This window comes from Caballeronia sp. SL2Y3 (assembly GCF_022879575.1).
Lineage (GTDB): Bacteria > Pseudomonadota > Gammaproteobacteria > Burkholderiales > Burkholderiaceae > Caballeronia.
Genome location: NZ_CP084260.1, coordinates 2071146 through 2095978, shown reverse-complemented (window position 1 = coordinate 2095978; position 24833 = coordinate 2071146). Strand labels below are relative to the sequence as shown.

Annotated in this window: 19 protein-coding genes; 13 read left to right on the top strand and 6 right to left on the bottom strand. The window is 63.4% G+C overall.

Annotated elements, in window-relative coordinates; translation table 11 throughout:
- Positions 1-67 precede the first annotated feature (67 nt).
- Positions 68-1117, top strand: a complete 1050-nt coding sequence (locus LDZ26_RS09870) for a glycosyltransferase family 4 protein (protein WP_244847076.1) — start codon at positions 68-70, stop codon at positions 1115-1117.
- Positions 1114-3000, top strand: a complete 1887-nt coding sequence (locus tag LDZ26_RS09865; RefSeq protein ID WP_244847074.1) for a nucleoside-diphosphate sugar epimerase/dehydratase — start codon at positions 1114-1116, stop codon at positions 2998-3000. Before LDZ26_RS09870 ends, LDZ26_RS09865 begins: the two co-directional genes overlap by 4 nt.
- Before the next feature lie 19 nt (positions 3001-3019).
- Here the strand turns inward: LDZ26_RS09865 and LDZ26_RS09860 are convergent, their stop codons facing one another.
- The 3 genes from LDZ26_RS09860 to LDZ26_RS09850 all read right to left on the bottom strand — a co-directional run bounded on the left by LDZ26_RS09860 (position 3020) and on the right by LDZ26_RS09850 (position 5749).
- Positions 3020-3943 (bottom strand): LysR family transcriptional regulator, encoded by a 924-nt coding sequence (locus tag LDZ26_RS09860; protein WP_244847073.1) that lies wholly within the window; start codon positions 3941-3943, stop codon positions 3020-3022.
- A gap of 96 nt (positions 3944-4039) precedes the next feature.
- Positions 4040-4627, bottom strand: coding sequence for a phosphatase PAP2 family protein (locus LDZ26_RS09855; protein WP_244847071.1), 588 nt, complete (start codon positions 4625-4627; stop codon positions 4040-4042).
- Positions 4628-4666: 39 nt separating this feature from the next.
- Positions 4667-5749, bottom strand: coding sequence for a GlxA family transcriptional regulator (locus tag LDZ26_RS09850; protein ID WP_244847069.1), 1083 nt, complete (start codon positions 5747-5749; stop codon positions 4667-4669).
- Between the two features lie 281 nt (positions 5750-6030).
- Here LDZ26_RS09850 and galU point away from each other — a divergent pair, with 281 nt between their 5' ends.
- Positions 6031-6975, top strand: coding sequence for a UTP--glucose-1-phosphate uridylyltransferase GalU (gene galU / locus LDZ26_RS09845; protein ID WP_244847067.1), 945 nt, complete (start codon positions 6031-6033; stop codon positions 6973-6975).
- A gap of 66 nt (positions 6976-7041) precedes the next feature.
- Here galU and LDZ26_RS09840 read toward each other — a convergent pair whose 3' ends face one another.
- Together LDZ26_RS09840 and LDZ26_RS09835 are read right to left on the bottom strand one after the other, a co-directional pair.
- On the bottom strand, positions 7042-7494 hold the full coding sequence (locus tag LDZ26_RS09840; protein ID WP_244849145.1) for a GDP-mannose mannosyl hydrolase: 453 nt from the start codon (positions 7492-7494) through the stop codon (positions 7042-7044).
- A gap of 162 nt (positions 7495-7656) precedes the next feature.
- Complete coding sequence (locus LDZ26_RS09835; RefSeq protein ID WP_244847065.1) at positions 7657-9612, bottom strand: hypothetical protein; 1956 nt, start codon at positions 9610-9612, stop codon at positions 7657-7659.
- A gap of 1144 nt (positions 9613-10756) precedes the next feature.
- Between LDZ26_RS09835 and LDZ26_RS09830 the strand changes: the two genes are divergently transcribed.
- From LDZ26_RS09830 to LDZ26_RS09790, 9 genes are all read left to right on the top strand, one after another.
- Positions 10757-11749, top strand: a complete 993-nt coding sequence (locus LDZ26_RS09830; RefSeq protein ID WP_244847064.1) for a GlxA family transcriptional regulator — start codon at positions 10757-10759, stop codon at positions 11747-11749.
- Between the two features lie 263 nt (positions 11750-12012).
- Positions 12013-13473, top strand: coding sequence for a mannose-1-phosphate guanylyltransferase/mannose-6-phosphate isomerase (locus LDZ26_RS09825; protein WP_244847063.1), 1461 nt, complete (start codon positions 12013-12015; stop codon positions 13471-13473).
- 119 nt (positions 13474-13592) lie between these two features.
- Positions 13593-14972: an undecaprenyl-phosphate glucose phosphotransferase gene (locus tag LDZ26_RS09820; protein ID WP_244847062.1), complete on the top strand. Its 1380-nt coding sequence runs from the start codon at positions 13593-13595 to the stop codon at positions 14970-14972.
- 50 nt (positions 14973-15022) lie between these two features.
- Complete coding sequence (locus LDZ26_RS09815; RefSeq protein WP_244849144.1) at positions 15023-16177, top strand: polysaccharide biosynthesis/export family protein; 1155 nt, start codon at positions 15023-15025, stop codon at positions 16175-16177.
- Positions 16178-16279: 102 nt separating this feature from the next.
- Complete coding sequence (locus tag LDZ26_RS09810) at positions 16280-18508, top strand: polysaccharide biosynthesis tyrosine autokinase (protein ID WP_244847061.1); 2229 nt, start codon at positions 16280-16282, stop codon at positions 18506-18508.
- A 76-nt stretch (positions 18509-18584) separates the two neighbouring features.
- On the top strand, positions 18585-19703 hold the full coding sequence (gene gmd, locus LDZ26_RS09805) for a GDP-mannose 4,6-dehydratase (RefSeq protein ID WP_244847060.1): 1119 nt from the start codon (positions 18585-18587) through the stop codon (positions 19701-19703).
- Between the two features lie 3 nt (positions 19704-19706).
- Positions 19707-20663 carry a GDP-L-fucose synthase gene (locus LDZ26_RS09800; RefSeq protein WP_206466804.1) on the top strand — a complete coding sequence of 319 codons (957 nt, stop codon included), beginning with the start codon at positions 19707-19709 and terminating at the stop codon, positions 20661-20663.
- Between the two features lie 33 nt (positions 20664-20696).
- Positions 20697-21836 carry a glycosyltransferase family 4 protein gene (locus LDZ26_RS09795; RefSeq protein ID WP_244847059.1) on the top strand — a complete coding sequence of 380 codons (1140 nt, stop codon included), beginning with the start codon at positions 20697-20699 and terminating at the stop codon, positions 21834-21836.
- A 171-nt stretch (positions 21837-22007) separates the two neighbouring features.
- Complete coding sequence (locus LDZ26_RS09790; RefSeq protein ID WP_244847058.1) at positions 22008-23324, top strand: glycosyltransferase WbuB; 1317 nt, start codon at positions 22008-22010, stop codon at positions 23322-23324.
- Between the two features lie 61 nt (positions 23325-23385).
- On the opposite strand, the gene LDZ26_RS09785 is transcribed toward LDZ26_RS09790, so the two are convergent.
- A complete protein-coding gene (locus LDZ26_RS09785) occupies positions 23386-23856 on the bottom strand; it encodes a hypothetical protein (RefSeq protein ID WP_244847056.1) in 471 nt (156 codons plus the stop codon).
- Between the two features lie 327 nt (positions 23857-24183).
- Between LDZ26_RS09785 and LDZ26_RS09780 the strand changes: the two genes are divergently transcribed.
- Entirely contained in the window at positions 24184-24816 is a 633-nt protein-coding gene (locus tag LDZ26_RS09780) for a DapH/DapD/GlmU-related protein (RefSeq protein WP_244847055.1), read from the top strand.
- The last annotated feature ends 17 nt before the right edge of the window (positions 24817-24833 follow it).

Sequence of the window (24833 nt, the reverse complement as noted above, 5' to 3'; positions counted from 1 at the left end):
ACGCGGGTCAGCGCGGAACCGGCATCATCGGCTTAGCTTAAAAAACGTACACAAGGCCAATCGGGAAATGAGTGCCTCGCTGTTTCCTTTCCTCGTGCATTCGCCGTGGACAGCAGCCGTATGGGTCGCGGCTGCGTCGCTCGGAGTTTGCGCGTCGATCCTGTTCGCGCTGCTGCGCACCGGTCTCGCGTGGCGGCTCGCCACCGATATCCCGAACGATCGTTCGCTGCACACTCGCCCGACGCCGCGTGTCGGCGGATGGGGCATCGTGCCGGTCGCCGTCATCACGATGCTGCTGCTCACGCCGTCGATGTGGCTCGCCGCAGTGCTCGCCGCCGCGCTCGCCGCCGTGTCGCAGATCGACGATCGCCGCGGCCTGCCTGCGCGCGTCCGGTTCGGAGCGCATGTCGCTGCTGTCGCATTCTTGATCTTGCTGAACCCGGCTCCGGTGCCGTGGTGGGCGTTGGTCGCGGTCGGTTTCCTGATGGTCTGGCTCGTCAATCTTTACAACTTCATGGACGGTTCGGACGGGCTCGCGGGCGGCATGGCGCTCATCGGTTTCGGCGGCTACGCGGTCGCGGCGCTGTCCGGCCCCGTGCCGCAGATCGATCTGGGCATCGCCAGCGCGGCCCTCGCGGGCGCGGCGGCGGGATTTCTGCTCTTCAACTTCCATCCGGCACGAATATTTCTAGGCGATTCAGGGTCGATTCCTCTAGGATTCTTCGCAGGAGCACTCGGTTATTGGGGCTGGCTGAAGGGGACGTGGCCGGTCTGGTTTCCGGCGCTCGTGTTTGCCCCGTTCATCGGCGATGCATCCGTCACGCTGCTGCGGCGCCTCGCGCGCGGCGAGCAGTTCTGGCAGGCGCATCGCGAGCATTACTATCAGCGCATGGTGCGGCTCGGCGTGGGCCACGCGCGCACCGCGCTCGCTTGGTACGCGCTGATGCTGGCGGGCGTCGTTCTGGCCAACCTGGCGCTCGCGTTTGCGCCGGTGGGGCAGTGGGTCGCGGTCGCGGCCTGGGCTATCGTTTTGGTGGTGGCGGGACTCGCAGTCGATACATGCTGGCGGCGCCACGCGGCGCTGGCCTCCGAACACTCTCGAGGTAGTCGCGGATGATTCGATTCAAAGCTTCATGGCTTTCCGCAGGCGCCTTCACGTTCGACCTTTGCGCGGTCGCAGGCACCTGGCTTGCCGCTTACCTGATCCGCTTCAACGGCACGGTGCCGCATGACTTCCGGCACGGCGCGCTCGTTGCGCTGACGTGGGTGCTGCCCGTGTACGGCGTCATGTTCCGCGTCTTCGGGCTGTATCGCGGCATGTGGGTGTTCGCGAGCCTGCCTGATCTCATGCGCATTTCGAAGTCGGTGGTGGTCGGCGCGCTCGTCGTGATGATCGGCGCTGTCATGGCGCAGCCCACGCCCGTCATTCCGCGCTCGGTGCTGATTGTCGCGCCGCTGCTATTGTTTCTCGCGATGGGCGGCGCGCGGGCGCTGTATCGCGCGGGCAAGGAGTTTTATCTGTACGGTGGGCTCGTCGGGCAGGGCAAGCCGGTGATCGTGCTCGGCGCGGGCACGGCCGGCGCAATGCTGGCGCGCGAACTCGCGCGGTCGTCGGAATGGCGTCTCGTCGGCCTGCTCGACGACGATCCCGCCAAGCAAGGCCGCGAAGTGCTCGGCCACAAGGTGCTCGGCTCGTTCAGCGACTTGCCGAAGGTCGCGGAGCAGTACAAGACCGACTACGCGATCATCGCGATTCCGTCTTCCTCCGTCGATGAGCAGCGGCGGGTCGCGACGCTCTGCGTGCGCGCGGGCGTCAAGGTGATGGTGCTGCCCGCGCTCAATCAGTTGACGCAAGGCGAGGGCGGTTTCCTCTCGCGCGTGCGCCAGATCGACCTTGAAGATTTGCTCGGCCGCGAGCCGGTGAAGATCGACATGCCGCACGTCGAGCAACTGCTGCACGGGCGCGTCGTGATGGTGACGGGCGCGGGCGGTTCCATCGGTTCGGAGCTGTGCCGGCAGATTCTGCGTTTCTCGCCGGCGCAACTCGTCGCGTATGACTTGAGCGAATACGCGATGTATCGCCTCATCGAAGAGCTGCACGAGAAGTTTCCGGACTTCTCCGTGGTGCCGGTGGTCGGCGACGCGAAAGACTCGCTGCTGCTCGATCAGACGATGGCGCGTTTCACGCCGCATATCGTCTTCCATGCGGCGGCCTACAAGCATGTCCCGTTGATGGAAGAGCAGAACGCATGGCAGGCCGTGCGCAACAACGTGCTCGGCACGCTGCGCGTCGCGCGCTCGGCGATCCGCCATGACGTGCGGCACTTCGTGCTCATTTCCACCGACAAGGCCGTCAACCCGACCAACGTGATGGGCGCGAGCAAGCGCCTCGCCGAGATGACGTGTCAGGCGTTGCAGCAGACCGCGCCGCGCACGCAGTTCGAGACCGTGCGCTTCGGCAACGTGCTCGGCAGCGCGGGCAGCGTGATCCCGAAGTTCCAGCAGCAGATCGCGAAGGGCGGCCCGGTAACGGTCACGCATCCGGAGATCACGCGCTTCTTCATGACGATTCCCGAAGCCGCGCAGCTCGTGTTGCAGGCATCGAGCATGGGGCGGGGCGGCGAGATCTTCATTCTCGACATGGGGCAGCCGGTGCGCATCGTCGATCTGGCGCGCGACCTGATTCGCCTCTATGGCTATAGCGAAGAGCAGATTCGCATCGTGTTCACGGGCTTGCGTCCGGGCGAGAAGCTCTACGAAGAACTGCTCGCCGACGACGAAACCACCACGCGCACGCCGCATCCGAAACTGCGCATTGCGCAAGCGCGGGGCGTGCCGGACGGGTTCATCGACGAACTCTTGCCGTGGCTCATGCAGCATCGCGTGCTGTCGGACGACGAAGTGCGCCGCGATCTGCGCAGATGGGTGCCGGAGTATCAGACGGCCGCCGCGCCGGTGCTGCAAAGCGTGCAGGTCACGAAGGCGAAGGCGGCGAACTGATCGCTCGACGCTAGGACCGCTAGGACCGTGTTTCGCTCTCCTGAAACGCCGGCAGGCGCGCGTACAGTTCCGCGACCCAGTCGATGAATACGCGCACGCGCCGCGGCTGATGCCGATTCGCCGCATACAGCACCGACACGACGCGCGGTTGCGCCGGATAGTCCGCGAGCACGCGGCGCAACGCGCCGCTTTTCAGATGCGGATCGAGCGTATAGCTCGAACTCTGGATCAGCCCGAGCCCCGACAGACCGCACGCGACGTACGAATCCGCGTCGTTGACGGCGATCTTGTACTTGAGCGCGACGGCGCGCGTTTCGCCGTTCACGAGGAATTCCCAGTTGCGCACGCGTCCGGACTTGTTGAGCACATAGCCCACGGCCAGATGCCGGTCCAGGTCGTCGAGCGTCTGCGGCTCGCCGTATTGCTCGATATAGCCCGGCGACGCGCACGTGATCTGCGTATAAGCGCCGATGCGCTTTGCCACGAGTCCCACATCGCCGATCGCGCCCACGCGCACGACGCAATCCACGGCTTCTTCCACCAGATCCACCTGCCGGTCCGTGAGCACGAGTTCGATGCCGATATCGGGATACGCCGCGAAGAACTCCGGCAGCGCGGGAATGATGGTGTTCTTCGCCATCACTTGCGGCAGACTCACCTTGACGTTGCCCTTGGGACTCAGCTTCGAACGCGAGAGCGACGCCTCCATGTCGTCGACTTCCCCGAGCACGCGCACGCATCGCTCGTAATAGGCTTCGCCGTCTTCGGTGATGCTGATGCTGCGCGTCGTGCGATTGAGCAGGCGCGCGCCGAGATGCGCTTCAAGCGCCTGCAGCGTTCGCGACACGCTCGCGGGCGGCAGGCGAAGCGCGTCGGCGGCTTTCGAAAAGCTGCCCGCCTCGACCACGCGCGCGAAGACTTTCATTGCAAGGAAGCGGTCCATCCCGAGATCCCGAATCGTGAATATGAGCCTGTAATCAACAGAGGACCATACTTGGGGATCGCTCGCCGTGCGCCACGCACGGCGTGAGGCGTGGCGTCAGAGGCCGAGCCCCTTGCACAGCCACCACGAGTAATGCTCGATCAGCCGCTGAAACGGCGCGTGATGTCCGTAAGCAATGGACGACACCGCCAGCAGACCGACGCCCGCCACGACGGCGCGCGGCATCTTGCGCGGCTGCTCGAACACGCGCACGAGCAGCATCGTCGCGATGGCCGCGCCGAGCACCCAGCCCACGACGACTTCGCTCGGCGTATGCGCGTCCTGAATGATGCGGCTCGCGCCGATCAGCGCCGCGAGGCCAAGACCGCCCGCCGCGCCCAGCCGATACCACCAGCCGCCGAGGCTGCCCGCGAGCAGTCCGCCCGCGACCGTATAAATGGACGCAGCGAGCATAGTGTGCCCGCTGATCATGCGGAAATTGACCGCCGCCAGTTCCAGCCCGCAGCCCGCATACAGAATCTTCGAGAGTCCGACGAGGCCCATGCCGATGCCGAGCAGCACGGCCCAGCGCACGGCAAGGCGCATGGCCACCGAGCGCAGCCAGACCGCACAGACCAACGCGAGCGGCAGTAAAAGCGCCGCATCCCCGAGATTAGAAAAAATCCACAGTACCCGTTCTTGCATACGTATCCGTCTTAGGTATCCGTCGATGTGACGATGTTGTTATGAACTGTCCGCCTGCTTTCTGCGGCCGGCGAGCCGATATTCGGTCGGCGAAATCGAAAGGCGCTTGCGGAAAATCTTCGCGAGGCCGTCGCCGCTGCCCGCGCCGCAGCGCCGCGCGATCTTGTCCACCGGCAAGTCCGTCGCGGCGAGCAGCATGCAGCTTGCATCCAGGCGCGCCCGCAACAGGTATTCCGACGGCGTGAGCCCGATCTGCGCCTTGAAGCGCCGCAAGAAGTTGCGTTCGCTCATCGCGGCGACGCGTGCCGCATCCGTGATGGAAATCGGCTTCACGTAGTTCTCGCGGATCCAGCGCGCGGCAGCGTCGATCTTCTGGCGCACGCCGACGCTGTCGCTGTCGTCGAGCACCATCGCAAGCTTCTGCCACGCGCCCGGAATGGACCGCTCCGATACTTCGCGGGCCACGGCGGCGCCGTAATCGCGCTTGACCATCGAGAGCGCCGCGGCGATCGGGCCTTTCGGATCGTCGAGCGTGAGCGTCTGCTCGGCGATGCACAGCGCATTCGATAACGCCGGCGACAGCGCCGACGACAATGCCTGCGCGCCCGGCTCTTCGTTGAAATCGAGCGACCGATTCTGCAGCGTCAAATTCGCCGCCGCAAGAATGTGCGCGCCTTCGCCGATGGCCTTGATGAACGGAATCTTCGGCGCGACGCGGCCCAACTGCTTTCTCAGGAGCGCGTCCTGGCGAGCCAGCCGCGCGCCCGCGCCGCCCGCGATGAAAAGCGCATCGCAGTCGTTCATCCAGCGCGCTTCGATGCTTTCGGTCCAGATGCGCATGGAGCAGCTGCTTGCAATGCTGCCCCCCATGCTTGACACGAACTGCAGCGAATAGTTCGGCGTGCGCTGCGGGAAAGCGTGCGGCTCCCCACGTTCGACGCCGGCCGCGGGCAGGCGCACTTCATTCGCGAGCGAAAAGACCTCGGAGATCGAACTGACTTCCACGAGCGAGAAGTCCTCGAAGATCAGAATGCCGATCCGCTTTGCCGTGTCGGCGGACGGCGCATGACGTTCGGGCGAGCGCACCGCTTCGAGCCTGCCCGTACCACTGGCGTACATCATCGACTTTCTCCCTTTTTCCCTTTCATCCCCTTTGTTCGCGAAAGAACGTCGAAAGCGGGAAAAGTAAGCACACATGCGACGCACTATACGCGGCAGCCAACAGTCGCCGCGCCGCCAGTCTGAAAATGACGATGTGTTGGCAGATGATTTCGATATCGGACGAATAAGCTGATGCCACTCGTGTCGTCTGATGAAATCGGGCGATTGCGACTCTACGAAGAGGCGGCCGGTGCTCACACGGCGGCGCGCTGCCTCGTACAACAATTCAACAAGGTGAGCCGATGCTAAAAGTGCGCAAGGCGGTATTTCCGGTGGCGGGCCTCGGCACGCGATTCCTTCCTGCAACGAAGGCGAGCCCGAAGGAAATGCTTCCGGTGGTGGACAAGCCACTGATTCAATACGCGGTCGAAGAAGCGATGGCCGCAGGTATCACCGAGATGATCTTCGTGACCGGGCGCAGCAAGCGCGCGATCGAAGACCACTTCGACAAGTCGTACGAGATCGAAGCCGAGCTCGAAGCGCGCGGCAAGGAAAAGCTGCTCGAACTCGTGCGCGGCATTCTCCCGAGCCATGTGACCTGCATGTACGTGCGTCAGGCCGAAGCGCTCGGTCTCGGCCACGCGGTGCTGTGCGCGGAGAAGCTCGTCGGCGACGAGCCGTTCGCCGTAGTGCTGGCGGACGACCTGCTCGACGGCCAGCCGCCGGTGCTCGCGCAGATGGTCGAGGTGTTCGACCACTACCATTCGTCGGTGATCGGCGTCGAAGAGATCGACCGCAAGGATTCGCGCTCGTACGGCGTGATCGAAGGCAAGCCGTGGGACGACGGCCTCTTCAAGCTCTCGCGCGTGGTCGAAAAGCCGGAGCCGGCAGTCGCGCCGTCGAACTTCGGCGTGGTCGGCCGCTATGTGCTGATGCCGCGCATCTTCGAATTCCTGCGCTCGCAGAAGCCCGGCGCAGGCGGCGAAATTCAGTTGACCGATGGAATCGAGACGCTCCTTTCGCAAGAGCAAGTGCTGGCGTACCGGTATCGCGGCAAGCGCTTCGATTGCGGCAGCAAGCTCGGCTATCTGAAGGCGACGGTCGAATTCGCGCTGCGTCACCCCGAAGTGCGCGATGAATTCTCGGAGTATCTGCGCTCGCAGTTTGCGCCGGCGCCGGCTCCGGTGATCGAGCCGCTCGAGATCGAATCCGGTGATGCGGAAGACGAACTTCCTGTCGATGCCTAAGCCGTGTTGAATACGCTTCGAGGCGCTGATCGCGCCTCGAAGCGGTTATGCAGTTGCCCCACGCAGTTACCGAAAATACGCCTTCGTGTTCTCATGCACGTCTTCGCGTGCCAGCAGTTCATCCGCGAGTAGCCACTCGTATCCGCTGTGCTGATCGAATCGTCCGATCGGCACCGACCCACTCAAGCTCATTGCGTAAGCCAGCACGATGTAATGCGTGCCGAACCCCGGCGTTCCCGCGAAATTGTCGTCGTAGCGATGCTCGAAGACGCCATAGAATCGCGCCGACGATCGCTCCGCACTCGCGACACCCAGTTCGTTATGCACGATGCGCCTGAAGGCCGCATCGAGCGATTCGTCCTTCGCGATCCGTCCGCCCGGAACGAACCACGTATCCTGCGCGGGCCGGTTACGCCGCTGTCCGACGAGCACGCGCCGGTTGCCGTCGGTCACGATCAGATCGATCGAAACGAGCGGCGCGAGCCGTACCACTGTCATGAAATCCGCTTCGCTCAACATCGCCATTGCGTTGGTCATTTGCTTTAATCGTTATGAATGTTGTTGCCGGTCCCCGCTGAACCGTCTCAGCCCGGCGCGAACAGTGTAGCGTGAGGGTGCATGCGGCAGGCCGCCGCAGCACTGGTATTAAACGACTAAAGATCGCTTAGTCGTGCCATGGACTTATTGGCCGGCGTAACCCACTGGTTTCGTGACGTTCGCGCGCATGACATCGGCGTTGGTGGAGACGACGTAGACCGGCGCTTCGGTCAGCTTGAGCGCCACACGGCCGTCGCTATACGGCATCGTCGATGCGTTGCCCATCATGTCGAACACGGTCACCGTTCCAGACTTGCCCGGCGCATCCACGGCGAGGCTGTAGTCGACCGCATGCGTCGCGTCGAAACCGTTCGCGCCGGGCCACGACGCGTTGCTGTGCGTCCAGAGCGCCGTGACCACCTTGCCGCCATTGAGCCGCTGGAACGCATACGCATAGACGCCCTTGGGCGTGCCGTTGAGATAGCCGAGCGTCGTCGTGCCGTCGACGATGCGCGTCATCGCGGCCACGGCCATCGCGGCCGGCTTCGGGCTGATGAGCTTCTGACCGAATCCGCCTTGCGCGTTGACGAGATCGAAGAACACGCCGTAGCCCACCTCGGGCGGATCGGCGGCATAGAAGACGAAGCTCACGTCCGCGCCTTCGCCGAGCAGCATCAGATGCGTGCGCGCGAGCACTGCGCCCTGCGCGTACAGCACGTTCCAGTTCGGCGTGTTCGGCCCGTACTTGCTGCCGATGTCGTAGCTCACGCCCGTTTCCGTGACGAAGAGCTTCGCGCCCGGCTTCACGACTTCGCTCATCGTGCGGCGCAGTTCGCGCATGGCGGCGGGCATCGCTTTGGCGGCGGTCGCCGGGTTCGCATCGAAGCGTTCCGGCGGATGCGACGGCGACGTGCCCACGTCGTAATAGCCATGCGCGCTCACGCCATCCAGATACTTGCCGATGCCGAGCGGCGCGAGACGCTTGAGCCACGCCGCATTCGACGCGAGATTCGAAAGCGTCAGGCCCATCACGACGGCGTTCGGATCGCCCGCGTGAATGGCTTCGTGCGTGGCCTTGTACATCGCGACGAGATTGGCGTCGGAGTCGCGCCACGGCAAGCCGCCTTCATAGTCCGGCTCCCACGTCACCTGATAGTAGTTGTGCGACTGTCGCGGGAACCAGCGTTTCTGCACCGCGTTCGATTCGTCGCCGACGCGCTTCATGTAGTCGCGGTAGGCATCGAGCGATGCGGGCGCGTAGCTGTGCGTGGTCGTCTTCGTCGGGCTCGCCCATGCGGGAATGCCATCGAGCTGAATGAGGCGCAACAGGTTGCCGGGCTTGAAGAAGGGCGCGAGATTGTCCTTGGATGCATCGAACGTGTTCGGCCCTTTCTCCTCCGTCATGTACCAGTTGCGGTTGTCGTTGACCCACGTGAGGCCGAGGTCCGGGTACAGCGGCCGATAGCCGTCGCCCGAGCAGCATCCTTCGCCCGGCTTCAGATACGCCGCGCCCTGGCCGCCGAAGCGATGCTCGTCCGGATGCGCGAACGTCACGGCAGGCAGCGCCGACGACACGTCCGGCAGCACGCCGAACGTGGCGATGCCGGCGGGCCGCGTGCCGCGCATGGGCAACGCCTGCTTGGCCGATTCGAGCGATGCGCTCACCGCGAAGTAGCCCGACGCGCGAGACCTGCACGTGAGCGTGACCGTCGCGGCCCTCGCATCGACGGCGAAGCGGCCGCTCGCCTTCACCGTGTTCCAAGCATCGCGGATCTGCCAGTTCACCGTGTCGGCGGATGAGGCGCGCGTCGTAATCGCAATGCGCAGCGGCGCATCGAGCGGGAACATGCGCGTGCGGTCGCTGCCGGGCGTATCGGCTTCGATGACGGCAGCGTTCGCGCTCGTGGCGGCAGCCGCGCTGACCGGCGATGCAGGCCTTTCGCAGCGGAACGCGGGCGTATCGGACGCCGTGCGTTGTACCGCGACGGCGGGCAACTCGCGCGGCGGGGCTTCGTCGGAAGCCGCCTTGTCGCAGCCGGTGATCGTCAAGAGCGCGGCGCTGGCTATCGTCAGGCGACGCATACGTGGATATGGCTTCATGGTACGAACGTTCGGCAGATGAGCGCGGCGCGCGCGAAGTGGGCCAACGATGGCGCGCGCGGCCCTGCGCGACCGTGCGCGCACGCACGCGCGGATGCCCTTCGTCGGATGAATGCGTCACGCGAAGCTACGCATGTTCGCTTCGCCGCCGCGCGACATATCAGAATTGAAACAGGACATCCGCGACGTCATTAATGCGCTTGGCGAAAATGTCGGAAAACCTGACCGATGAATTCTTGCACGATGGTCGGCCTTCGAATTCCTTTCGAGCTTGCGCCATCCCTCGTACGAACTCACCGCTTTCACCCGACGATTACATGCTAACCATGAGCATCGGTATCTAATGCGCTTTCCCTGCGCCGCCGCAAACAACTAGCAATTGGCGGAAATGTCCGAAGGGCGAAGCCCCGCGTGTGCGCTGGTCGCGGGCCTGCGCGCGCGGTTCGCAGCGCAACATCGGCCCCGATTTTAAGCCAGCGGATTATGTCGCTTAATAATTAATCCGCCGGCATTTTAACGAGCGATCGCTTTCGGTTTCCGGTGGGATTATGAAAACGAAGTGGAGTTAATCGATTCCTTGAAATCCCATTAAATGCCTTGCACGGAAATTGGAATCGACATCCAACCGCTTCCCTGCGCATGAACCAGGAATTGCCGATTAGCGCTGTACATCAGCTCGTTGGCTTGTCGACCGATGTTTCACGAATGAATCAGTTTTGCCGGCCGCGAGACATCGCGCAATTAGTCTGAAACCCGCTCAGGGCCGGCCGGAGCGGGTTTGCGGCCGGGTCGGTGTCCCATCGCACAGAAGACTATTTACACCGCATCAAAGAATCGTGTAACCGTTTGTATGAGGAATCGGCAATTCTTTTCCGATCCGCTTTGATAAGCGCGGTCATCCTGATTCGAAGCGGGTTATCAATGTGCGCTCACCCTCATAACCGGACAGGTTTTGTGGTTCAGGCGCGAAAATCAGTCCACAAATAATCTTTGTCTGCTTATTATTCACACCAGCGGACCGATTCCGCCAACGTCTCGTTCCCATCGGTCACGGCAACCCGGCGAAGTTCGGGAAACGCCTTGATGCAACGCAATGGCCGAGTAACTCTTCCGCACCCTGGAAACAAAGCTGCAGAGGATGACCATGCCTTACGCCACACTCGAACCCGCTGTGATGGGTTGGACGCCTCCCTCGACGCGACCGTCGCAGGTCGAGGTCAAACGCATCGCGATACTGCTGTTCGACGGATTCTCGCTTTTGGGCGCGGGGATCGTCGCTGAAGTTTTTCACATGGCAAACGAACTGTCGTCGTTGAAGACGCGCGCCGAATGCACCTATGACGTGCGATTCCTGTCGGTCGAAGGCGGCAACGTGGCCTGCGCCTCGTCGGTGCGCGTCTGGACCGACGGACTCGACGCGCGCCATTACGGCGGCTTCGACGCGCTCTTCGTCGCGGGCGGCCGCGGCGCTGAAGAAGCGGCGAAGGACGAGCGCATCGTCGAATGGGTGCGCCGCATGAATTCGAAGACCACGGTCGTCAAGGCGATCTCCGAAGGCCGCAAGGTGCTGGAAGCAGCGGGCATCGGCGGCGATGCTCAGGCGCGCTACGGCAACGCGATGATCCAGCTGCGCGACGACGCGTCCGCCGACGGCGGCGACCGCTACGAGTCGATGAAGGGCGCGCTCATGCTCGTGAAGCGCGATCTCGGCCTCGACGTATCGCGCAGTGTCGCCGAACGCCTGATGCCGGGCTCGGCTGCGAAGCTCGTGTCGATTCTCGGCGACAGCGGCGCGGCCTCCGCGGGCGACAAGATTCGCGCGGCGGCGCGCTGGCTTCAGGACAACTGCGAGAGACCCATCTCCGTGGTCGATGCCGCGCAGGTCGCCGCCATGAGCGAGCGCAACTTCCTGCGCCGCTTCAAGATCGAGATGGGCATCACGCCATCGGACTATTTGCTTCAGGCACGCCTAGCCGTCACCTGCGCGCTGCTCACCGACTCGGAACTGCCGGTGGACAAGATCGCGCGGCGCAGCGGCATGGGCAACGGCGACCGGCTCGCCAAGATTTTCCGCAAGCGTCTTCTGATCTCGCCGACCGAATACCGGATGCAGAGCCGTCGCGAAGCCAACGGCTAAAGCGCGGCACGGCATGGCAGGAGACAGAAGGTCGAAGGTACAAGAATGCGCGCCGTCTTGTGTGTGATAGCGGACAGGGGTGGCGCAAAGCGTCGAACATTTGGCCGGACCATCTTGGTCCGCGGGCCAATCATTCTCGGGCGGCCAGTGGTACACAGCGCCGCGCACACGAACATGCAGGCAGGAGTCCTACGATGAGTAATGAGGCACGCACGGAAGGTGAGGTGATGGTAGGTAGGAGCGGTGAGGAGGCAGGCTCGGCTATGACGGCCGAGCCTTGCCGCCGGATCGTGCCGGTCATTCTCGCCGGCGGCTCGGGCACGCGCCTGTGGCCGATGTCCCGTGAGCAGTTTCCGAAGCAGTTGATCGGCATTGTCGGCCGCGACTCGCTTCTGCAGGCGACCGTTTCGCGCATGAAAGGCTTCAAGGGCGGCTTCGATGTCAGCGCCGAGCCGATCATCGTATGCGGCGAAGAGCATCGCTTCACGACGGAAGAGCAGACGCGCGAAAGCGGCGTGACGGCGCAGATCATCGTCGAGCCCGCGCGCCGCGATACGGCGCCCGCGCTCACGCTCGCCGCGCTCGCCGCATGCAAGGACGGCCGCGACGCGATCATGGTGGCGATGCCCGCCGATCACTCCATCGCGGACATCCCCGCGCTGCATCGCGCGATCGAGGTCGCGGCGGGGTACGCAGAGCGCGGCATGATCGCGACGCTCGGCATTCCGCCGACGCGCCCCGACACCGGCTTCGGCTACATCCGTCTCGGCGATGCGCTCGAAGACGGCGCGCATCGGATCCAGCGCTTCGTCGAGAAGCCGGCCGCCGAAGTCGCCGCGCAATACGTCGCGGCGGGCACGTACTGGTGGAACAGCGGCATTTTCGTGGTGCGCGCGAGCGTGTGGCTTGCGGCGCTGCAAGCGCTCAACGCCGACATGCACGCGGCCTGCTGCGCGGCCCTGAGCGAAGGCAAGGCCGACGGCAAGTTCTTCCGTCCGAACGCGGGCGAGTTCGGACGCGCGCCGTCCGATTCGATCGACTATGCAGTGATGGAGCACATCGGCACGGCGAACGCGCCGTTCGAAGGCGTGGTCGTGCCGCTCGTCGCGGGCTGGTCGGACCTCGGCTCGTGGGATGCCGTGTGGGACGCGATGGACAAGGACGACTCGGGCAACGTGGCGAGCGGCCGCGTGGTGTTCGAAGGCGCGACCTCCAGCTATGCGCGCTCGGAAGGCGGACGTCTCGTCGCGTGCGTGGGCACGACCAACATCATCGTCGTCGAAACGGATGACGCGGTGCTCGTCGCGGACCGTTCGCGCGTGCAGGACATCAAGGGCCTCGTCGCCCGCATCCGCGAACAGCATGCGCCCGAAGCGGACACGCATCGCAAGGTGCGCCGCCCCTGGGGTTTCTACGATTCCATCGAGCATGGCGAACGCTTCCAGGTGAAGCGCATCGTCGTGGCGCCGGGCGCGCGCCTGTCGCTGCAGATGCATCACCATCGCGCAGAACACTGGATCGTCGTGTGCGGCACGGCGCTCGTCACGCGCGGCGACGAAGAGTTCCTCCTGAGCGAGAACGAATCCACGTTCATTCCGCTCGGCGTGCGCCATCGTCTGGAGAACCCGGGCAAGGTGCCGCTCGAAATGATCGAAGTGCAGTCGGGCAGCTATCTCGGCGAGGACGACATCGTGCGTTTCGACGACAAGTACGGCCGCAACTGAGTAGCGCTTCGGGGGCAGTGAGACAGCTTTCTTGCAACGGCGGGCAACACACCAAGACCGGCATGCGAGGAGGAGACACAGGTAGTTCTTCAGCAAGTTGAATCGTTCGGGGAAGAGACATGCGCGATTTACAAGGGTTGCTCGCGCGCCTGTTCGACGTCGCCATGATCGTCGGCGGCGCGGCGGTGGCGTCGCAGATCAGGTTCGAGTACATAGAGGCACATGCGCATTCGGCAGCGTTCGTCGCGTTCGCGGCGGCGTTTTCGCTTGCGCTGTTTCCGGGCTTCGGCGTCTATGAATCATGGCGCGGCCGCAGCAAGGTGATGCTCGCCTGCCAGGTGTCGCTCGGCTGGCTGGTCGTGCAGGGCTGCGCGCTTGCGCTGATGTTCTCGCTGCACCGCCTCGACTACGTGTCGCGCCTCTGGTTCGCCTATTGGACGGCGGTATCGGGCGGGCTCATGATCGCGGGACGGCTCGCCATGCACGTCGTGCTGGCGCGCATGCGCAACGCGGGCATGAACCTGCATCAGGTGGCGATCGTGGGTTGCGGCAGGCATGGCAACTCCATCGCGAAGAAGCTGGACCGCGCGAAGAACTCCGGCTTTCGTGTGACCGCCGCGCTGAACGTCGCGCCGGAAGCGGGCCGGCTCAACACGCGCGTTCCGGTGTACGAAGACTACGACGCGTTCGTGAACTTCGTGCGCACGCAGAACGTGCATGAGGTCTGGCTCGCGTTGCCGTTGTCGGAGGAGCGCACCATCCTGCGCTTCGTGAACGAGTTTCGCGACGATCTCGTCAACGTGCGATTCCTTCCGGATGTGCGCAGTCTCGCGCTCTTCGAAGCGGGCGTGACCGATCTGCTCGGCGAAACGGCGATCAATCTCGTGGCTTCGCCGCTGTCGCAAAGCGCGCTGCTGCAGAAGGAAATCTTCGACCGTCTGTTCGCACTGCTTGCGATCATCGCCGTGTCGCCGTTGCTCATCGCCATTGCCATTGCGATCAAGCTCACGTCGCGCGGACCGGTGCTTTTCAAGCAACGCCGCAAGGGCGCGGATGGCCGCGTCTTCAAGATCTACAAGTTCCGTTCCATGCGTGTGCATACGGAACAGGCCGGCGTGCTTCGCCAGGCCACGCGCAACGATCCGCGCGTGACCCGTGTGGGAGCATTTCTGCGCCGTACCAGCCTCGACGAGCTGCCGCAGTTCTTCAACGTTCTGCTCGGCGACATGTCCGTTGTGGGCCCGCGTCCGCACGCACTGGAGCATGACGACCTGTATCAGAAGGTCGTGTCGGGGTATATCCATCGTTACCGGATCAAGCCGGGCATCACCGGCTGGGCCCAGGTTAACGGCTTTCGCGGGGAAACTGATCTGATTGAAAAAATGGAAGGACGCGTCGCTCACGATTTGTACTACCTCGGTAACTGGTCGTTCGGACTCGATATGAGAATCATCGCCGCTACGATCTTCAAGGGACTACGCCACACCAACGCATATTGATGCAGGGGACGACCATCATGCACAACCAACAACAACCGGGCACCACATCCATGGCCGCCAATACGAACGTGTCGGGCGTCTTCCGGCTCTCGAGCCTGGCAGCGGCCGCTTCACTCTGCGTCATCTTCGCGGGTTGCGCGCTCGCACCGGGCATGCACATGGACAAGCCCGCCGCGCTCACCGAAACGTCCAACGACCAGGGCGATCCGGTCACGGCGCAAAACATTCCGATCACGCCGATCGATCTCACGCTCGTGCGCAAGCTGAAGGCCGCGCAGCCGACCAGCTCGGTCGATCCGAACGCGAGCCTCTACGGCAAGGCGCGTGCATACACGCTCGGGCCGGGCGACGTGCTGCAGATCACCGTGTGGGATCACCCGGAACTCGTGGCCGCGGTCGGCCAGCCGCCGCAGCAGACGCGCCCCGCGGATGCCGCACCCGGCTTCGTGGTCGATGCCGACGGCAACCTGCAATTCCCGTACGTCAACCGCGCGATTCATGTCGCGGGCAAGACCGAATCGCAAGTGCAGCGGGAACTGTATAACGAGTTGTCCAAAGTATTCGTGAAGCCGCAGCTGACGGTGCGCGTCGCATCGTTCCGTGCGCAACAAGTCTATATCGACGGCGAAGTGCGCACGCCCGGCTCGCAGCAAATCAACGACATTCCGATGACGCTGACGGAAGCTATCGGCCGTGCGGGCGGTTTCGCACCAACGGCGGATCAAAGTCGTGTCACGCTTATCCGTGATGGTGTGACGTATCACATCAACATCGCCGGGATGACCGCGAAGGGCCGCAACCCGGCGGACATCCTGTTGAAGGGCGGCGATGCATTGCGCATCGATTCGCGTGAAGACAACGGCGTGTACGTGATGGGCGAAGTGACGAAGCCGGCAACGGTGATCCCGATGCGCAACGGCAAGCTGACGCTCTCGGATGCGATCTCGCAAGCCGGCAGCTTCAACGCCGAGACGTCGGACCCGAAGGAGCTGTACGTGATCCGCAATGGCCAGACGGACAACCCCGAGGTGTACAAGCTCGATGCGCGTTCCCCGGTGTCCATGCTGCTTGCGAACAGCTTCGAGCTGCAGCCGAAGGACGTGGTCTATGTGGACAACAACGGGCTCGTCCGCTTCAGCCGTGTCCTGAACCTGCTGTTGCCGGCGATCAACGCCGGTCTGACGGCAGCGGTCATCACCAAGTAAAAGCAATAGCAATAGCAAGCATTAGATTCTTGCAGTATGACCGGCGCGCAGGGGCGCGCCGGAGACCTTGTGCGACATTCAAAGAAATAAGCGAGCGAGACCATGGCCATGAACTTTGATGCACGCTACTCGGACGTCTCGACCGGCGACGAGTTGCGATTATCCGACTATCTGGCTGCCGTATTCGGCAACTGGAAACTCGTGACGGTCGTCATGCTCGCGGTGGTCGCGCTGGGGACGGCCTACGCGTTCATCGCGCCGCCGACCTACAAAGCGGACGCCCTCATCCAGGTCGAAGAGACCAACGCGAACAACAACGCCAACGCGAACGTCAACGCGGTGCAAGCCGTGTCGCAGATGTTCGATGCGAAGTCCACCACCGCCGCGCAGATCGAACTGCTGCGTTCGCGCCTCGTCGTCGACGACACGGTGCGCCGCCTGCACCTCGACATCAGCGCCGCGCCGCATTCCATTCCGGTGATCGGCGGCGCGGTCGGCAGCGTGTTCTCGATGCTGAACGTGACGCCGCCCGCGGGCTATCTGTCGCGCTTCGCATGGGGCAACGAACAGATCAGCGTGCCGCTCTTCGACACGCCGAAGGAACTCTACGACCAGAAGTTCACGCTGGTTGCAGGCGAAGACGGCACGTATGCGCTGAACGATCCGGAAGGCGTCGTGGTGCTCACGGGCAAGGTCGGCGAGGAAGCCACCGGCATGACCGCGCACGGCCCGGTCAAGCTGAAGGTGGAGAAGCTCGTGGGCGCGCCTGGCGTGCACTTCGACCTGCAACGCTTCTCGACGCTCACGACCATCGACAACCTGCAGCAGCGTCTGACCGTGGCTGAAACGGCGCTGCAATCGGGCATCATCAGCGTGAGCCTCGAAGGGCGCAATCCGAAGGAAGCGGCGCAGATCGTCAACAACATCGCGAACCGCTACGTGCAGCAGGATGCCGACAAGCGTTCGGCCGAAGCAGAACACACGCTGGCCTTTCTCGATCAGCAACTGCCTGTGCTGAAGAAGCAGCTCGACGATGCCGAACAGCGCTACAACACGTTCCGCAATCACCAGGGCACGGTTGACCTGAGCGAGGAAAGCCGTCTGTTGCTGCAACAGATCGTCGATAACAAGACCAAGCTCACGGACCTGCAACAGCAACGCGCCGAACTGTCGCAACGCTTCACGCCGAATCATCCGTCGGTGCAGGCACTGGATGCGCAGATCGCATCGCTGTCGGGCGCGCAGACGCGTCTTGGCAAGAGCGTGTCTACGCTGCCCGATACGGAGCAGACGGCACTGCGTTATCTGCGCGACGTCCGCGTGAACACCGAGCTGTACACGAACCTGCTCAACAGCGCGCAACAACTTCGCATCGCAAAGGCAGGGCAGATCGGCAACGTGCGCGTGGTGGACTACGCGCAAGCCGCCGACGATCCCGTGCGCCCGAAGCGCCTGCTCGTGATCCTGATTTCGGCTGGCGTGGGCCTCGTGCTCGGCGTGATCGTCGCGTTCATCCGCAAGTCGCTGTACGGCGGCGTGGAGCGTCCGGAAGAGATCGAAAAGCAACTGGGCGTGCGTGTGTTCGCCATCGTGCCGCGCAGCACGCAGCAACTGCGCCTGCAACGCAAGGTCGGCATGCGTCGCGAAGGTCTGCATGTGCTGGCCGCTCAGGCGCCGGAAGATGCAGCGGTGGAAGGCATTCGCGGCCTGCGTACGTCGCTGCAACTGCAAATGGCCGATGCGCGCAACAACGTGGTGATGCTCACGGGCTCGCGTCCGGAAGCGGGCAAGTCGTTCCTGTCGGTGAATCTCGCGACGCTCGTTGCATCCACGAGAAAGCGCGTGCTCCTGATCGATGGCGACATGCGTCGCGGCGACATCCACTCGCACTTCGGCGTGCGTCATTCGCCGGGTCTCTCGGATGTGCTGATGGGCGCAGACGTGTCGAGCGCGATCCTGCACGATGTGCTGCCGGGCGTGGACCTGATCACGAAGGGCTCGCTGCCGTCGCATCCGTCGGAACTGCTCGCCAGCGACCGCCTCGGCGAAGTGCTGGAGCAACTGAAGCAGATGTATGACCTCGTGGTCGTCGATACGCCGCCTGTGCTGGCTGTCACTGACGCGACGGTCATCGGCAAGCACGCGGGAACGAGCCTGCTCGTCGTGCGCCACGGCAAGAATCAGGTGCAGGAAATTGGCGAGACGATGAAGCGCCTGCATCACGGGGGCGTGAGCATGAAGGGCGTGTTGCTTACCGACGTTCCGCAATCGAAGATTTTGATGGGCAGCACCTACGCCGGCTACTACGGCTACGAGAGCATCGCCGAATAAGGCGAGCAATAACAGAAATAACAATGATGGCGCGTCGCCGCGCGCCAACTTCAGACCGCAGAATAAGAGGTTAAACATGGACCGCAAAGTTGCTTTGATCACGGGTATTACGGGGCAAGACGGGTCGTATCTTGCCGAACTGCTGCTCGAGAAGGGTTACGAAGTCCACGGCATCAAGCGCCGTAGCTCGCTCTTCAACACGGACCGCATCGATCATCTGTATCGCGATCCGCACGATCCGGACCAGCGTTTGTTCCTGCATCACGGCGACCTGACCGATTCGACGAGCCTCGTGCGCATCATCCAGCGCGTGATGCCCGACGAAATCTACAACCTGGCAGCGCAGTCGCATGTGGGCGTGTCGTTCGAAGAGCCGGAATACACGGCCAATGCCGACGGTCTCGGCGCGCTGCGCATTCTCGAAGCAATCCGCATTCTCGGCCTCGAAAAGAAGACGCGTTTCTATCAGGCCTCGACGTCCGAACTGTATGGTCTCGTGCAGGAAATCCCGCAGCGCGAAACCACGCCGTTCTATCCGCGCAGCCCGTATGCGGTGGCCAAGCTCTACGCTTACTGGATCACCGTGAACTACCGCGAAGCGTATGGCATGTACGCATGCAACGGCATTCTGTTCAACCATGAATCGCCGGTGCGTGGCGAGACGTTCGTGACGCGCAAGATCACGCGCGCCATTGCACGCATGGCGGTGGGCCTGCAGGAAGATCTGTACCTCGGCAATCTGTCCGCCATGCGCGACTGGGGCCATGCGCGCGACTACGTCGAGATGCAGTGGATGATGCTGCAACAGGAACAGGCCGAAGACTTCGTGATCGCCACGGGCGTGCAGTACAGCGTGCGCGAATTCGTGCAGCACGCGGCTGCCGAACTCGGCGTGCACGTTCGCTTCGAAGGCGAGGGCGTGAATGAAGTGGGTATCGTCGATCGTGTCGATAACCGCGACACCAAGTTCAAGCCGGGCCAGGTGATCGTCAAGGTCGATCCGCGCTACTTCCGTCCGACCGAAGTGGAAACGCTGCTCGGCGACCCCACGAAGGCGCACGACAAGCTCGGCTGGAAGCCGTCGACTTCCTTCGAGTCCCTCGTGAAGGAGATGGTCCGCGCGGACTATCAGATCGCCCGTCGCGACGCGCTCGTGACGCTCGCCGGTTTCAAGGCTCTCGAACATCACGAGTAAGCCATGAACAAGCACGCACGTATCTTCGTCGCGGGACACCGCGGCATGGTCGGCTCGGCGCTCGTGCGCCGTCTGAGCGCAGCCGGCTACGACAACATCGTGACGCGCACCAAGGCGCATCTCGATCTGACGGATCAGGGCGGCGTGAACCTCTTCTTCGAAGAAGAGCAGATCGACGTCGTGTTCCTGGCGGCGGCGCGCGTCGGCGGCATTCTCGCCAATTCGACGATGCCCGCCTCGTTCATCTACGAGAACCTCGCCATCGAAACGAACGTGATTCACGCGGCTTGCCGCTGGAACGTTTCGAAGCTCGTGTTCTTCGGGTCTTCGTGCATCTATCCGAAGGCGTGCCCGCAGCCGATCAAGGAGGAGTACCTCCTGCAATCCGCGCTCGAGCCGACCAACGAGGCGTATGCCATCGCGAAGATCGCGGGTCTCAAGATGTGCGAGGCGTACAACCGTCAATACGGCACGCATTTCGTCTCGCTCATGCCGACGAACCTGTACGGCCCGAACGACAACTACGACCTGAAGAGCAGCCACGTGCTGCCCGCGCTCATCCGCAAGGCACACGAAGCGAAGCTGCGCGGCGACGCGACGCTGCCCGTGTGGGGTACGGGCTCGCCGCGTCGCGAGTTTCTGCATGTGGACGATCTCGCCGATGCAGCGACCTTCCTGATGGAAAGCGACGTCAACGAAGGCGTGTTCAACGTCGGCGTGGGCCATGACCTGACCATCAGCGAACTGGCGCACACGGTATGCCGCGTGGTCGGCTTCGAAGGCGAGCTCGTGTTCGATGCGAGCAAGCCGGACGGCACGCCGCGCAAGCTGCTCGACGTGTCGAAGCTCGAAGGCATGGGCTGGAAGGCGTCGACCGGCCTCGAAGACGGCATTCGCGCGACTTATCGCGACTTCCTCGATCGCTACGCATCCATGCAGCCGGCGCCTGTCGCTGCCTGAAAACGCGTGGCATCCAGTCAAGGGAGAATAAAAATGGCTTCAGTGACCATATTTCATAACGTCGTCTGGTCGCGGCACAAGGGGGCGGTGCTGTCGGCGCTGCACAACATCGCGGGGTCCGGTTCCATCCGCTATTCGATGGTGCAGATCGCCGATACGGAGCACGATCGCATCGGCTTCTCCGATGTCGATTACTCGTATCACCGCTATCCGATGACCAAGCTCTACAGCGGCTGCTACGAGGACGTGCCGACGTGGCGCATGACGGTGCGTCTCGTGTGGGAAGTGCTCAAGGCGAAGTCGGATCTCGTGGTTCTTCCCGGTTATCACCGCCCCGAATATTGGGCGATGATGGCAGCGTGCATCGTGACCGGAAAGCGCCGCGCCGTGTTCTGCGATTCGACCGGCCGCGACAATCCGCGCCGCATGTTGACGTCGATTCCGAAGCGCGTGTTTTTTGCCCTGTGCGACGGCTACTTCGCATTCGGCACGCGCAGCCGCGAGTATCTGATGTCGCTCGGCGCGAAGCAGGAGAAGATCTTCATTCCGTGCCAGGCCGCCGCGCTGCCGCGCTCGTTCTCGCCGGAGACGGTGGTGGACGATCGCCTGGCGCATCGGCAGGGCAATAAGCCGGTGTTTCTGTTCGTCGGGCGCTTGTCGGCGGAAAAAGGTATCGATACGCTCGTCGATGCGTTCAAGCAGTTGAGAAAGAACGTGCCGAATGCGGAATTGCGCATAGTCGGCACCGGTCCTCTCGGGGATGATCTGAAGAAGCAGGTGGCCGAAGCCGGTCTGCAAGACGCCGTGCATTTCCTGGGCAGCCTTCAGGACGAGCCGCTCTCGCGCGAGTATTTCGGCGCCACCTGCATGGTGCTGCCGAGCAAGCGCGAACCGTGGGGTCTCGTGACCAATGAAGCGTTGAGTCACGGTTGCCCGGTGGTCGTGAGCGAGAGTTGCGGCTGCGTGCCGGAGCTGGTGGTCGAGGGCGTGTCGGGCTATTCGTTCCCCGCAGGCGATGTCGCGAGCCTGCATCGGACGATGCTCAAGTCGCTCGAAGCCTTCGCGGATACGGCAGGCGTCGCCAAGCGTTGTACCGATGTGATTCAGCGTTTCGATCCGCCTTCGGCTGCGGCGAACATCGCGCGGGGTTGCGCGCTGTTGCTGACGAATTGACGGTTCGGTGGTTCGTGGGAATCATCAACGGGGGAAACGTCAAGGAGGACGAACGGAAAGGGGAAGGGTGAGACGCCGTCGGGTCGCGGTCTTCGCGTCCCGATGGCTGGCGCTTTGCGGGCGAAAGGGCACGTTCGGGGCTCAGGGCGCGATTGTCGGGCGAGGGACCACATGAGAATACTGATCTACGGGCTGAACTATGCGCCCGAGTTGACGGGAACCGGCAAATACACGGCGGAAATGGCGGAAGCGTTGGCCCAGAACGGGCACGACGTGCGCGTCGTTTGTGCGCCGCCGTACTATCCGGAATGGAAGATCGGCGATGGCTATGCAAGCTGGCGGCATCGCTTCGAAACGCGCAAGGGCGTGCGTCTGTGGCGCGCGCCGTTGTGGGTGCCGAAAAAGCCGAGCGGCGCGAAGCGCATGCTGCATCTCGGCTCGTTCGCGCTGGCGTCGCTGCCTGCGCTCATGGCGCATGCGCTGTGGCGTCCGCATGTCGTGATGACGATTGCGCCGAGTCTGATGAACGCGCCGGGCGCGCTCGCGCTCGCCCGCCTGACGGGCGCGCGGTCATGGCTGCATATTCAGGACTTCGAAGTAGACGCTGCGTTCGACCTCGGCCTCTTGAAGAACGCACGCGCGGCGAAGAGCGCGCTCGCATTCGAACGCTGGCTGATGAAGCGGTTCGACGTGGTGTCGTCCATCTCGGACAAGATGGTCGAGCGCGCGGTGAAGAAAGGCGTGGCGCCTGCCGACGCCTTCCACTTCCCGAACTGGGTCGATACGACGGCGATCTACCCCATTGACGGTCCGAGCAGTTTCCGCAAGGAACTCGGCATCGGCGAGCACACGAAGGTCGTGCTCTATTCGGGCAACATGGGCGCGAAGCAGGGCCTGGAAGTGCTGGCCGAGGCCGCCGCCGCGCTCGCCGCCCGCGACGATATCGTGTTCGTGTTCTGCGGCAACGGCGCGACCAAGAAAAAGCTGCAGGAACGTTGCGCGGACCTGCCGAACACGCGCTTCCTTTCGTTGCAGCCTATCGAGCGTCTCAACGAGTTGCTCAACCTCGCGGACATTCACGTGTTGCCGCAACGCGGCGACGTGGCCGATCTCGTGATGCCTTCCAAACTCACGGGCATGTTCGCGAGTGCGCGCGCGGTCGTCGCGATGGCGCAGCCGGGCACCGAGCTGTACGAGGCTGTAGCCGGGCGTGGCGTGGTGATTCCGCCGGAGAACGTCGAGGCATTGACGGACGCCATCACCATGCTCGTCCGCAATCCGGCACTGCGTGCGCGCTACGGCGAAGAAGGGCGTCTGTTCGCGCAGGAACGCCTGTCGCCGCAGTCGGTGTTCGCGCGGCTGGAAGAACGCCTGAAGTCGCTGATCGGCGATACGGCCGACACCCGCCTGAGCGATGCCGTCGACATGTCCATCGCGCGCATCGCGGAGCGCGCGCCCATTCTGCCGCAGGTCGAGAAGATCGAGTAGCAGTCTTGCCGGCGATACGGGGCGTCATTCACGACGCGCCGTATCGCCGCGCGTCGTTTCATCAATAAGGCGATTTGTAGATGTCCCGCGCCCGCGCAGCTTTGGCCGGCGCCTTCAGGCCATTGGCCGTCGGATAGAGCGTGGCCGCTGCGCCTTGCGGCATCAGCATGGCTTTTGCGTCGCCCTGGCGTCCCACGCGCCGCAACTGCGCGCCGGCGCCCGGATTGCCCACGTATCCGTTCTGTTGCGCGAGCAGCTTGTCCGTCGGCGAGATGCCCTGCGCCGTCTGCGCATTGGTGATCGGGCCGCGCTGGCCGCCCCGGCCGTTGGTCGGCGCGCCGTACGGATCGGCATAGATATCCGGACTCCCAAGCAAATCCATTTCCGACGGCACGCCGCCGCCCGCCTGTTGCTTGCTGATGGCCGCATTGGCGAAGTTGCCCGCATGCGCAACGGACGATGCAGCGAGCGCGCAGGGCCCCAATGCAGCGATGAGAAGCGGCATGAGCGCCGCGCGTAGCTCGTGTTTCATGGTCTCTCCTGGCTGATTACGTTAAGCGTTATACAGAGCGCGCATCGGCCTATCGGTACGCTACGTCACGCGGCGCAATTGTTCGGATGCAGCATAGAGCGATGCATCAGCCGCCAGCGCCAAAAGTCTTGCCGTTACGGCCAACCGTGCCGCACCGCACATGGCGCTTCTTAACGTTCGCTGATAATCGGTTCACCGTACGCAGTCTTGAACGAAGAAGCGAGACGACACGGATGCGCGCACGCAAGGCGCGCCGACATACAAGGCCAATAAAGAGTCGCTTGCGCGTAAGGCGCAGCAGGCGGACAGCGAAACGGGCGGGGAACCATGGACAGAGCGATCGACGAGCGAGGCATCGGCGCGGCCAGCAGTGACGGCTTCGACGGCGTGCGCGAGACATCCGCGAGACGCGGCAAGGTGATCGACCTGTCACGCGCAGGCCCGGGCAATTTCGTGGCGAAGCGTAGCTTCGTGATCGAGCTCGTATGGTTCTTCGTCGAAGCATGCTTCATCAATAACAAGCTCATACCGGTTTCGTTCGTGCGGGTCGCATTGCTGCGCGCGTTCGGCGCGCGCATCGGCAGAAACTGTCGGATGCCGCATCCCATCCGGGTGAAAGCACCGTGGAATTTGAGTGTCGGCGACAACTGCTGGTTCGGCGTCGATGCATGGATCTATAACCAGACCGATATTCGCATCGGCTCGAATGTCTGCATTTCGCAGGGGACGTTTCTCACGACGGGATCGCACGATGCCGCCGGCAACATGGACTTGCAGGTCGCACCGATCGTGATCGAGGACGGCGTCTGGATCACATCCAGGTGTGTCGTGCAGATGGGCGTCACCATTGGCCGCTCGGCGCTCGTTACGCCGCAGTCGGTGGTGCATCGCTCGCTGGAAGCGGAAGGCGTATACGGCGGTAATCCGGTGCGCTTCATCAGAAAACGCTTCCCGGCGTGAATGGATATTGGCAGTCG